Origin of the sequence: Kocuria sp. APC 4018 (genome assembly GCF_030407675.1) — a bacterium.
GTDB classification, from domain to species: Bacteria; Actinomycetota; Actinomycetes; order Actinomycetales; family Micrococcaceae; genus Kocuria; species Kocuria rhizophila.
Genome location: NZ_JASDCY010000004.1, coordinates 39,731 through 51,745, shown reverse-complemented (window position 1 = coordinate 51,745; position 12,015 = coordinate 39,731). Strand labels below are relative to the sequence as shown.

8 protein-coding genes and 2 tRNA genes are annotated in these 12,015 nt (G+C 71.7%); 3 read left to right on the top strand and 7 right to left on the bottom strand.

The genetic code is table 11. The features are described 5' to 3' along the window. Nucleotides 1-17 precede the first annotated feature (17 nt). Both QL985_RS01540 and QL985_RS01535 read left to right on the top strand, forming a co-directional pair. A complete protein-coding gene (locus QL985_RS01540) occupies nucleotides 18-1,592 on the top strand; it encodes an alpha/beta hydrolase (protein ID WP_259905325.1) in 1,575 nt (524 codons plus the stop codon). An 86-nt stretch (nucleotides 1,593-1,678) separates the two neighbouring features. Then, nucleotides 1,679-1,754, top strand: a tRNA-Thr gene (locus QL985_RS01535). Between the two features lie 90 nt (nucleotides 1,755-1,844). On the opposite strand, the gene QL985_RS01530 is transcribed toward QL985_RS01535, so the two are convergent. From QL985_RS01530 to QL985_RS01510, 5 genes are all read right to left on the bottom strand, one after another. Continuing rightward, nucleotides 1,845-4,523, bottom strand: a complete 2,679-nt coding sequence (locus QL985_RS01530; protein WP_259905326.1) for an HAD-IC family P-type ATPase — start codon at nucleotides 4,521-4,523, stop codon at nucleotides 1,845-1,847. A gap of 376 nt (nucleotides 4,524-4,899) precedes the next feature. Beyond that, nucleotides 4,900-5,517, bottom strand: a complete 618-nt coding sequence (locus tag QL985_RS01525) for a hypothetical protein (protein WP_259905327.1) — start codon at nucleotides 5,515-5,517, stop codon at nucleotides 4,900-4,902. Between the two features lie 46 nt (nucleotides 5,518-5,563). Then, nucleotides 5,564-5,788, bottom strand: coding sequence for a YbdD/YjiX family protein (locus QL985_RS01520; RefSeq protein WP_135010770.1), 225 nt, complete (start codon nucleotides 5,786-5,788; stop codon nucleotides 5,564-5,566). After that, on the bottom strand, nucleotides 5,788-8,073 hold the full coding sequence (locus QL985_RS01515) for a carbon starvation CstA family protein (protein ID WP_223110584.1): 2,286 nt from the start codon (nucleotides 8,071-8,073) through the stop codon (nucleotides 5,788-5,790). Before QL985_RS01515 ends, QL985_RS01520 begins: the two co-directional genes overlap by 1 nt. 118 nt (nucleotides 8,074-8,191) lie before the next feature. Beyond that, nucleotides 8,192-9,175: an NAD(P)H-quinone oxidoreductase gene (locus QL985_RS01510; protein ID WP_191550733.1), complete on the bottom strand. Its 984-nt coding sequence runs from the start codon at nucleotides 9,173-9,175 to the stop codon at nucleotides 8,192-8,194. A 224-nt stretch (nucleotides 9,176-9,399) separates the two neighbouring features. Between QL985_RS01510 and QL985_RS01505 the strand changes: the two genes are divergently transcribed. Further along, nucleotides 9,400-9,487 (top strand) — tRNA-Ser (locus QL985_RS01505). A gap of 97 nt (nucleotides 9,488-9,584) precedes the next feature. Here QL985_RS01505 and QL985_RS01500 read toward each other — a convergent pair. After that, nucleotides 9,585-11,288, bottom strand: a complete 1,704-nt coding sequence (locus QL985_RS01500) for a phospho-sugar mutase (protein ID WP_259905328.1) — start codon at nucleotides 11,286-11,288, stop codon at nucleotides 9,585-9,587. After that, nucleotides 11,288-11,944, bottom strand: a complete 657-nt coding sequence (gene deoC, locus QL985_RS01495; RefSeq protein ID WP_039101062.1) for a deoxyribose-phosphate aldolase — start codon at nucleotides 11,942-11,944, stop codon at nucleotides 11,288-11,290. Before deoC ends, QL985_RS01500 begins: the two co-directional genes overlap by 1 nt. Nucleotides 11,945-12,015: the final 71 nt, after the last annotated feature.

Here is a 12,015-nt window from a genome sequence, read left to right as displayed (position 1 = left end):
CCCGCCGAGAGGACCCCGTGAACCGCAGACTTCCCCACCGCGCGCTCGTCCTGCTGTGCGCGGCCGCGCTGTCCCTGTCCGCGTGCTCGAGCGCGGGCACCGGGGCGTCCGACGCCAGCGGCAGCGCCGACCCGGAGGTCGCGGCCGGCACGGATCCTGCGCTGACGCGGTTCTACACGCAGACCCCGCAGTGGGGCGAGTGCGAGAAGACCTCCCAGAAGCAGGAGTTCCCCCGGGGCCTGGAGTGCGCCGGCGTCACGGTGCCCGTGGACTACGCCCACCCGGACGCCGGCGACACCACCGTGGAGATCGCGCGGCTGAAGGCCTCGGACGGGGACGCCGCCGGAACCCTGTTCCTCAACCCCGGTGGCCCCGGCGGCTCGGGCGTGGACATGATGGCGTCCGCGGACTACTTCTCCTCCAAGGACATGCGCAGGGAGTACGACCTCGTGGGCTTCGACCCGCGCGGGGTGGACCGCTCGGACGGCATCGAGTGCCTCACGGACCGTGAGATGGACGAGTGGCGCTCCGAACCCGCGTTCGACCCCGAGAAGCAGTCCCTCGAGGAGCTGCGGGCGAGCTCCCGGGAGGTCGGCGAGAAGTGCCACCAGAACTCCTCGGCCGTGGTGTCCCACATGGACACCCAGAGCGTGGCCCGGGACCTTGACGTCCTGCGGGCGGTGCTGCAGCAGCCCACCACGCACTACCTGGGCTTCTCGTACGGCACGGAGATCGGTGCCACGTACGCCCACCTCTTCCCCGCCCGCACCGGACGCATGGTGCTGGACGGCGCGGTGGACCCCACCCTGGACGAGCAGTCCGCAGCGCTGGCGCAGGCGAAGGGATTCGAGGACAACCTGCGCCACTTCGTGGCCGACTGCCAGGAGACCACCAAGGACTGTGCGGTGGCCGGCGCGGACGTGGACGCGGGGATCTCCCGGGTCCAGGACATGCTGGCCACCGTCTCCGAGGGGCACGCCAAGACGTCGGACGGGCGCACCGTGACCGCCACGAACGCGATCGAGGGGATCCTGGTGCCCCTGTACTCCACCACCGGCTACTCCCAGCTGAACTCCGCGCTGCAGGAGGCCTTCGACGGGACCTACGACGCCCTGATGGCCTTCAGCGACTCCAACCACGGGCGCAGCCCATCCGGGGAGTACACCTCCAACGTGTCCATGGCCTTCACCGCGGTGAGCTGCCTGGACGCCTCCTCCGCAAAGGTCACGGACCAGCAGATGGAGCGGGCCGCCCGCGACATGGCGCAGCAGGCCCCCACGTTCGGCCCCTACCTGGGCTACGGGGCTGCGGCGTGCCAGGGCTGGCCGGACGAGCCCGTTACCCCGCTCGAGGACTACCGCGCGGACATGGAGACCCCGGCCCTGGTCATCGGCACGACCCACGACCCGGCCACGCCCCACGCCTGGGCCGAGTCCCTGACCGATCAGCTCGGGGACGCCCGTCTGCTGACCCACGACGGCTACGGCCACACGGCCTACACCTCCGGCTCCTCGTGCATCACGGACGCCGTGGACGACTACTTCCTCCGGGGCCGGCTGCCGGACGAGGGCACCATGTGCGAGCAGAGCTGAGCTCGCCGCGCAGGCGTGATTGGTGGTGCCTGACCGGCATCTGATACTGTTTCGGCGTGCATCTGGGGTGTCCGCATCCCGGTCACGCCGCCTTAGCTCAGTCGGTAGAGCGATTCACTCGTAATGAATAGGTCGCCGGTTCGATTCCGGCAGGCGGCTCCACACGGCCCCGGGCAGCTGTTCCGCGGCTACAGAACGGGCGGTTCCGAGGATTCCTCGGGGCCGCCCGTTCTGCGTGTCCGGCGGGAACTGTCACTGCTGCTGGGCGTTCTCCGCCTCCCGGTACGCCTCCCGCTGCGTGCGCCGCAGCCACCGCGTGTGCACCCGGAAGTTGATCTCCACGAGCACGGTACCCGCCACCGCAATCGCCAGCGACGCCCAGAACAGCGACTCGTGGGGCAGCTCGAACTGGTGGTACGCCAGGGAGAGGGGCACAACCAGGACCAGCACGAGCCCCGCGTACATCGCCAGCACCAGCGCGAGGCGCACGGGCGTGAGCGGCCGGGAGCCCACGCACAGCACCCACAGGCCCACGAGCACGAGCACCATGAAGCTGGCGGTCTGGAACGCCCCCGTGCTGTGCGCGGGGTCCACGGTGCGCTCGTAGAAGTTCAGACCCACCACGCAGAGCGTCACGATCGCCGCGCTCGGCAGCGCGAAGTGCAGGGCCCGGCGCAGGTACCCGGAGACGTAGCGGCGGGTGTTCGGGAGCATCGTGAGCACGAAGGACGGGATGCCGATCATCAGCGCATCCGCCGTGGAGTACTGACGCGGCAGGAACGGGAAGGTCCAGGCCAGCAGCCCGAGCGCGAGCCCCATCATGACCGCGAAGCCCGTCTTGGTGAGGAACAGGTTGGTGACCCGTTCGATGTTCGCGATGATCTTACGCCCCTCACCCAGCACCGAGGGCAGCCGGGAGAACTGCCCGTCCAGCAGCACGAGTCGGGACACGGCCTTGGTGGCCGGCGCGGCGTTGCCCATCGCGATCCCCAGGTCCGCGTGCTTGAGGGCCAGGGCGTCGTTGATCCCGTCACCCGTCATGGCCACCACGCGCCCGCTCCGCTGCAGTCCGAGCACCATGTTCTTCTTCTGGTGAGGTGACACCCGGCCGAACACGCTGTGCTCCAGCGCGGCGCGGTGCAGCTCCTCGCCGTCCTCCGGCAGCGTGCTCGCGTCCACGGCCCCGTGGGAGACGTCCATCCCGGCGGTGGCCGCAGCCGCCGCCACCGTGGCGGGGTTGTCCCCGGACAGCACCTTCAGGTCCACACCCTGCTCCCGGAAGTACTCGAGGGTCTGCCGTGCGTCCGAGCGCACCTGTTCCGAGAAGGTCAGCAGCAGCTGGGGTTCGTGCTCGGCGGGCAGCACCTGCGCGGCGCGCGGCTTCTCGTCCACCCCGCCCTCGTCCGCGAGGACCAGGTGGGGCGCGTGGGAGAGCACCATGGTGCGCATTCCCGCGGCCGCCAGGGCGTGCGCGTGCCCCCGCGCCGCGAGGTGCTCCGGCGCCGCGAGCAGCACCTCCGGGGCACCCAGGATCCAGGCCCCGCTGTCCGGGAACTCCACGCCGGAGAACCTGTTGGCGGAGGAGAAGGCGAGCACGGCCACCGGCGGCAGCGGGTTCGGGTGCTCGAAGCCTTCGGCGAGCGCGGCCGCCGTGGGGTTCGCGTGCGGGTCCGCTCCGAACCACGCGAGCGCGGCCGCGGCGTCGGGCGCGGGCGTCACCACGTCGGTGGCCGCTCGTCCCGTGACGCCGTCGGGCCTGTCCCCGGCAGACGTCGACGCCGCGGTGCAGGCTGTGGTGGTCGCCTCGCAGGCAGCGCTCCGCCCGGGAGCACCGTCAGCGCGGCCACGGTCCGGCGTGGCGGCGGGGCGCTCGCCGACGCCGCCGGGAGACGGGCGTGCCCCGGCCGTCAGGCTGCGGGCGGCGTCGAACGAGACCCCGCCCTCCGTGAGCGTGCCGGTCTTGTCGAAGCACACGGTGTCCACGCGGGCGAGCACCTCGACCGCGGGCTGCTCCTGGATCAGCACCTCGTCACGGGCGAGCTTCACGGCCGCCACCGCGAAGCTGATGGTGGTCATGAGCGCCAGACCCTGCGGGATCATGGACGCCACGGAGGAGACGGCCGCGACCAGGGCGTCCTCCCAGCCGCCCGAGGTGAACGCGTGCTGCCACCCGCCGGCGGCCAGCATCTGCCCGTTGAGCACCACGGCCACGATCGGCAGCAGCGCGATGGTGAGCCACCGCACCACACGAGCCAGTGAGGCCCGCAGCTCCGAGTTGATGGGGGCGAACTGCCTGGCCTCGGTGGCAAGTCTGGAGGCGTGGGACGCCTCCCCCACGGCCGTGACCCGTACTTTCCCCGCGCCGCCCGTGACGCTCGAGGCGGAGAACACCTGGTCCCCCCGGCGCTTGACCACGGGGTCGTTCTCCCCCGTGAGCAGTGACTCGTCCAGGTCCAGGCCGTCCGCCTCGAGCACCACGGCGTCCGCCGGGACCTGGTCCCCGCGGGAGAGCAGCAGGACGTCGTCCAGCACGATCTCCTCCAGGGGGATCCGAACGGTGGCACCGTCGCGGAGCACCCGCGCGGGATCCCGGCGCAGCAGGGCGATCCTGTCCAGCTGCCGCTTGGCGGAGTACTCCTGGACGAAGCCGATCACCACGTTGCTCACCGCGGCCAGGCAGAACAGCAGGTCCAGCCACCGGCCCAGTGCGATGATGACCGCCGCGCACAGCCCCAGCACCAGGTTGAAGAGGGTGAACACGTGGGTGCGGACGATGGCCCACACGCTGCGGGACGTGGTGCTGGAGGACGCGTTGGTCAGCCCGAGGGCGATCCGCTCGGCAACGGCGTCCGAGCTGAGACCCTGGCGGACGAGGACGCCGTCGTCGACAGTGGCCGGCGTGGGCGAAGGACTCTGCGTCCGCTGGGGCATGGTTCTCCTCGGGTCGGCACCGCTACGCCCTTCAGTCTATGAGCACCGCGAACGCACCGGGGGCGGCAACAATCCCGCGCAGGCCTACCGTGGCACAACGGTGTTTTATAAACTTGCGACCAGGACGGTGCGGCTCAGGCGGCCGCCAGGTCCACCACAGGGGACACACCGGTGCCCCGGAGACGCTTCCCGGTGACCGGAGACGGTCGAGGGCTGGAGGGGTCCCGGGGCACCGCCCGGACACAACCCGGCAGACCTCTCCACGGCCCCTGGCCAGCACCTGGAGTGCCCGCCCGCTCGACGCCGCTCGGCGCGTCTCTGCCCGACCAGTCGTTCCGCTCACCGCAGTCCAGGGCTGCCCTCGGCGGCCGCCCGCTCAGCGTGCGGCTCGATCTCCCTGGTGGGCCGCCAAGAGGGACTCCGCCGAATCCACGTGCTCCTGCACCACCGCAAAGCGGCGCTGGACGGAGCCGACCCCCGAGCTCGGCGAGTGGGGTCGCCGCACAGCCCCGGCGGCGTCGCCCCCCGTGGTCGACCCCGACCGGGGGCCCCGCGCGCCCTCTGCAGAGCCGGCCGCCCCGAGACCGCGCCCACTCGACGCGGAGTCAGGAGCCCCGGAGCGCTGAGTGCCCTGCGCGGCGAAGCGCGCCATGGTCAGAGCCTCGGCCGTCTGCGCCATGGCGTTGCCGGCCCGGGAGAGCTGGCGGTGGACGTCCGAGAGGTAGCCGGACGAGGAGTGCGGGATGTCCTGGGTCTGGGACGGAGCCCGCAGGTGGGCCTCCGTGCACACGGCACGCACCCGCGGCAGCAGGTCCGCGAGGTCGTTCGCCACGGAGACCGCGGCCTCCCGCAGCTCGGGGTCCCGCACGGACTCCAGGATCTGGTGGTACCGGTCCAGGCCCCGCTTGAAGCGGTCGTGCGCGCGGCGCCAGACGCCCTCCCCGAGCTCGCGCTCGTCACGGCGCGTGGCCCTGTACTCACCGAAGAATCCCACCGAAACCTCTTTCCCGTGTCCGCCGGCAGCGGTCCATGCTATCCCCTCAGCAGCACCGCCCCTCGGGGTGCGCGTCCTGCCAGTCCTGGTAGTCGCGCCAGAACTCCCGCTCCGTCATGGGAGCCTCCACGCTCCCGGTGGCCCGGTGGTACTCGAGGTAGCGCTCGTACTTGTCCGCGCCCAGCACACCGTTGCCGAAGCGCAGCGCGCGCTGCCACCAGGACGCGAGCACACCGCGCGTGGTGAGCTCCGCCCCCTCGGCCGCGGGCATCAGTGGTGGCCTCCGCCCGTGGGGGTGCGCAGCTCGAGCGGAAGGGCCGCCCACTGCTTCTCGAGCGCCTTCTCGGATGGGGTGGCGATCAGCCCCGACGGCGCGTAGATCCGCGACTCGACGAAGGGGTCCTCGCGGGTGCGGCGCTGGTGGCCCCGCAGGGCCTTGACCGTCTCCACCACGGCCATCACCACCACGATGATCGTGAGCACCACGAACAGGATGGACAGGCTGCCCTGCACGAACGTGTTGCGGACCACCGCCTCCATGGCCGCGACGTCCTTGGCCGCCCCGAAGCTGGTCTTGCCCTGCTCCAGGGCGTCCTTGACCGCGAAGTGACTGGCCCAGTACCCCACCTTGGGGTCCGAGGAGAAGATCTTCATCCACGAGCCGGTCACCGTGACCACCACGTCGAACGCGAGCGGCAGCAGGATGATCCAGAGGTACTTGAACCGCCCCGTGTTCGCGGCGATCGCGAGGCACACCGCCAGGGCGATGGCCGCCAGGAGCTGGTTGGCGATGCCGAACAGCGGGAAGAACGTGTTGATCCCGCCGAGGGGGTCGGTGACGCCCAGGATCAGGATGGAACCCCAGCCCGCGACCATGACCGCGGTGGTGAGCCACGCTCCGGCGCGCCAGTTCGCGTCCCGGAACCTGGGGAAGAAGTTGCCCAAGGTGTCGGTGAGCATGAACCGGGCCACGCGGGTCCCGGCGTCCACCGCCGTGAGGATGAACAGCGCCTCGAACATGATGGCGAAGTGGTACCAGAAGCTCATCATGGAGGCTCCGCCGAACCACTGGTTCATGATGTGGGCCAGGCCCACCGCGAGGGTGGGGGCGCCGCCCGTGCGGGAGACGATGGACTCCTCGCCCACCGCGTCCGCCGTCCCCTGGAGCATCTCGGGGGTCACGTGCACGCCGGAGAGCCCGAGGGAGTTCACGTAGGCCGCCGCGCCCTCCACGGTGCCCATGGTGGCGGCGGGAGAGGCGTTCATGGCGAAGTAGATGCCGCGGTCGATCGACACCGCGGCCACGAGCGCCATGATCGCCACGAAGGACTCCATGAGCATGCCGCCGTAGCCCACGAACCGCGCCTGGCGCTCCTTCTCGATCATCTTGGGGGTCGTTCCGGAGGCGATCAGGGCGTGGAATCCGGAGAGCGCTCCGCACGCGATGGTCACGAACAGGAACGGGAACAGCGAGCCCGTGAAGGCCGGCCCGTCCGTGCGGCTCGCGAACTCGCTGACGGCCGGCGTGGTGATCTCGGGCCGCACCACCACGATGGCCACGGCGAGCAGCGCGATGGTGCCCACCTTCATGAAGGTGGAGAGGTAGTCGCGCGGCGAGAGCAGCAGCCACACGGGCAGCACGGCGGCCACGAAGCCGTAGCCGATCACGCACCACGCGAGGGTGACCCGGTCCAGGGTGAACAGCTGGACACCCAGCTCGGTGTTGGCCACCCAGCCGCCGCCCACGATGGCCGCCATGAGCAGCACGAACCCGATCACGGAGATCTCCATGACCTTGCCGGGGCGCAGGTAGCGCAGGTACAGGCCCATGAACAGGGCGATGGGGATGGTCATCCCCACGGAGAACACACCCCACGGGGACTCGCCCAGCGAGTTGACCACCACGAGGGCCAGGATGGCCACGATGATGACCATGATCGCGAGCGTGGCCACGATCGCGGCGTAGCCACCGACCACGCCCAGCTCCTCACGGGCCATCTGCCCGAGGGAGCGCCCGCCCCGGCGCATGGAGAAGAACAGCACCAGGTAGTCCTGGACCGCGCCGGCCAGGATGACGCCCACGATGATCCAGATGGTTCCCGGGAGGTAGCCCATCTGCGCGGCGAGCACGGGCCCCACGAGCGGTCCCGCGCCCGCGATCGCGGCGAAGTGGTGCCCGTAGAGCACCCGCCGGTCCGTGGGCATGTAGTCCTTGCCGTTGGCGTGGTACTCCGCCGGGGTCGCGCGCCGGTCGTCCGGCCGGGTCAGCTTCATCTCGATGAACTTGGAGTAGAAGCGGTACGCGATGAAGTAGCTGCACACGGCCGCGAACACGAACCAGATCGCGTTGATGGACTCCTCGCGCGCGAACGCGATCATGGACCAGGCCACTCCGCCGAGCAGGGCCACGCCCACCCACAGGGCGATCCGCAGCGGGGTCCACCGGGTCTGTTCGCGGTCCAGGACCTCGGGGTCCACGTGGTTGGGCGGGAGATCGGGATGGCTCTCGTCCGCCGGGCGGGGTGCTCCCGCCGCCTGGTGGTGTGTGGTGCTCATGGGGAAGGCTCCGAACGTCGTGCCAGCACGCTGGAAAACGCGTGTGATGGTGCGCACGATTGTATGCGAGCCGCGCCACGTGCCCGCCCAGGTGGACCCGCCCGGCGCCGCGCACGCGTCACATGCTCAGCAGCACCTTGCCCACGTGGGAGCCGCTGTCGAAGTACTCGTGGGCCTCGCGCACCCGGTCGAGGGGGAACACGCGGGACACGAGGGGCCATACGGCCCCGTACGCCAGCAGCGGCCAGACGTGCTCCCGCACCGCGGCCATGATCGCCGCCTTCTCCGCCGCGGGGCGTGCCCGCAACGTGGTGCCGATGAGCGCGGCACGCTTCTGCAGCAGCAGGCCCACGTTCAGCTCCCCCTTGGCCCCGCCCTGCATCCCGATGACCACGATGCGCCCGTTCGCGGCGAGCGCCCGCAGGTTGGGCTCGAGGTACTTGGCGCCCACGACGTCCAGAACCACGTCCACCCCGCGGCCGTCGGTGAGTTCCCGGGCGCGGACCACGAAGTCCTCGTCCCGGTAGGTGATCGCGGTGGCACCCAGCTCCTCCACCACCCGGGCCTTCTCCGTACTGCCCACGGTGGCCAGCACCCGCATGCCCAGGGCCCGCGCCACCTGGATCGCGTGCGTGCCGATCCCGCCGGCACCGCCGTGGACCAGGAGGGTCTCCCCCTCGCGCGCGGCGGCGGCCATGAACACGTTGGAGAACACCGTGGCGGCCACCTCCGGCAGTCCCGCGGCAGCCACCGGGTCCACGCCCTCGGGCAGCGGGAGCACCTGCTCCCACGGGGCCACCGCGCGCTCGGCGTAGCCCCCGGAGTCCACCAGCGCGACCACGCGGTCCCCCACGGCGAAGCCCAGCGTCTCCGGCACCTCCTGTCCGAGCTCCAGCACGGTCCCGGAGACCTCCAGACCGAACACGTCCGTGGCGTCCTCGGGCACCGGGTAGTGGCCCTGCCGCTGCAGCACGTCCGCGCGGTTCAGCCCGGCGGCGGTCACCTCGATCAGCACCCCACCGGGGGTCAGCTCCGGTTCCGCCACCTCGGTGACCTCCAGGACCTCGGGGCCCCCGGACCGCAGATCTCGTACGGCTCGCATGGTTGCTTCCTCTCGCTCGTCGGCTCGTTCGTGCCCATCCTCCCGCCGGTGCCGCCGCCCGCGCCAGGGGACGACGCCGCTGTTCCCGCCTGGCGGACAGCCGCACCGCCCCGTGGGAGGCGGCGGAGCGGCGTCGTCCCCGGGGCGGCACGGTGGCACCCCGTGCGCGCCGCGTGGAATAATGGCCACTTGTCCGAGACCGCCCCGCGCGGAACCGGACGGAGGGAAGGTTGTCCGAGCGGCCTAAGGAGCTGGTCTTGAAAACCAGTGTGCGGTAACCCCGTACCAAGGGTTCAAATCCCTTACCTTCCGCGCAGCACGAAGCCCCTGTCCCCTGGAACACCAGGTGACAGGGGCTTCGTCGTGAGTCGCGTTCACCGCCTCGGGGAGGCTGGGGCGCGCTCGGGGATCACAGACCCACGACCTCCCGCAGCTGCGTGCTGATCTGCTGCAGCCGCTGCGCGGCGTCCTCCCGCGGGACCACGCCGTCGTCCAGCACCGGGAGCACGACCTCCAGGTAGCACTTGAGCTTGGGCTCGGTGCCGGAGGGGCGCACGATCACGCGGTCGTCCGCCTCGGTGCGCATGAGGATGCCCTCGGTGGGGAGCAGCTCGGGGCTGCCCTTGGCCAGGTCCACGAACTCCGCGATCGGGGACCCCGCGAGCTCCGTGGGCGGGTTCTCGCGCAGCCGCTGCATGCCGCGGGTGATGAGCGAGAGGTCCGCCACGCGGAACGTCAGCGGTGCCGTGGCGAAGAGCCCGTGCATGTGGGCCAGCCGGTCCAGCTCGTCCTGGACCGTGGTGCCGCGCTCCTTGAGCCGGGCGACCAGCGAGGCGACGCGCACCGCGGTGGTCACCCCGTCCTTGTCGCGCACGGCGGTGGGGTCGGTGCAGTAGCCGATCGCCTCCTCGTAGCCGAAGCGCAGCCCGGGTGTGCGGGCGATCCACTTGAAGCCCGTGAGGGTCTGGCGGAAGGAGAGCCCGTGGTTCTCGGCAATGCGCCCCAGCAGCCGGCCGGAGACGATCGAGCACGCCAGGGTGTCCCCCGCGCGGTCGGGGTCGGAGGCCGCGTCCTCGCCGAGCAGGGCCCCGATCTCGTCGCCGCTCAGACGGCGCCAGTCGCGCAGCGGGTCCCCGGTGCCTGCGCCGGTGGGGATGGCCACCGCGCAGCGGTCGGCGTCCGGGTCCATGGCGATGGCCACGTCCGCGTCCTCCTGGGCCGCGAGCGCCATGAGCAGGTCCATGGCGCCGGGCTCCTCCGGGTTGGGGAACGCCACGGTGGGGAAGTCGGGGTCCGGCTCGGCCTGCTCGGCCACCACCGAGACGTTCGGGAAGCCGGCCTCGTCCAGGACGCGCAGGGCGGTGCCCAGACCCACGCCGTGCATGGGCGTCAGGGCGATCCGGATCTCCTGGCCCTCGCCCGCGCCGGCCCGCAGGGAGGCGGCGCGGCGGACGTAGCCGTCCAGCACCGAGTCCTCGGCGGTGGTCACGGACTCGGGGTCGCGGGGGACCTCGTCCGCGAAAGGGGCGGCCGCGATGCGCTCGGCGATCCGGGCGTCGTCCGGCGGCACGATCTGCACGCCCATCTCGTCGTCGCCGTCCACGGCGCGGGCACCGAGGTACACCTTGTAGCCGTTGTCCGCGGGCGGGTTGTGGGAGGCCGTGACCATCACACCGGCGTCCGCTCCGAGCTCACGCACGGCGTAGGCCACGAGCGGCGTGGGCAGCTGGGCGGGCAGGCGCACCGCCCGGCAGCCGGCCGCGGCGAACACCGCGGCGGCATCGGCGGCGAAGTCCTCGGAACCGTGCCGGGCGTCGCAGCCCACCACCACGAGGGGCTCGGAGCCCACGCGGTCCGCGAGGAACGAGGCCAGCCCGGCGCTCGCGCGGATCACCACGGCGCGGTTCATGCGGGACTCCCCCGCGCCGACCGCGGCGCGCAGCCCGGCGGTGCCGAACATGAGGGGCCCCTCGAAGCGGGACTCGAGGTCCGCCGCGGCGGCGTCGTCCCCGCCCTGCGCCTTCTCCAGCAGCGCGCTCAGCTCGGCGCGCGTGCGCTCGTCGGGGTCGTGCTCCAGCCACTGCTGGACGCGGTCTGCCAGCTGCGTGTTCATCAGGAATCCAGTCCTTCCAGTACAGAAGCCGTGCCGGAGAGCCCCAGGCGGGTGGCCCCGGCGTCGATCATGGCCAGTGCGGCCTCCGTGGTGCGGATGCCACCCGAAGCCTTCACACCCAGGCGGCCGCCGACCGTCTCGGCCATGAGCCGCACGGCCTCCACGCTCGCGCCGCCGGCGGGGTGGAAGCCCGTGGACGTCTTCACGAAGTCCGCCCCGGCGGCCTCGGCAGCCCGGCACGCGGCCACGATCTGCTCGTCGTCCAGCGCCGCGGACTCGATGATGACCTTCAGGACGGTGGGCTCGGGGCACGCGGCACGCACGGCCTCGATGTCCTCCTGCACGCCGTCCCAGTCCCCGTCCATCGCGAGACCGAGGTTGATGACCATGTCCACCTCGTCCGCGCCCTGGGCCACGGAGTCCGCGGCCTCCACGGCCTTGACCTCGGAGGGGTGGGCGCCGGAGGGGAAGCCGCACACGGTGGCCAGCTTGACGCCCTCGGGAAGCTCCACGTCAAGGCGGGACGGCGAGACGCAGATGGAGTAGGCCCCCAGGTCAGCGGCCTCGCGGGCGAGGTCCGCGACCTGCTGGGCGGTGGACTCGGGCTTGAGCAGGGTGTGGTCGACCATGGCGGCCAGCTCTGCGCGGGTGATCATGTGGTTCTCCTCAGTGGTTTCGGGCTGCCGTGCGGTCCGCACCGGCAACGGTCGTGGGGCACGCCGCGGGC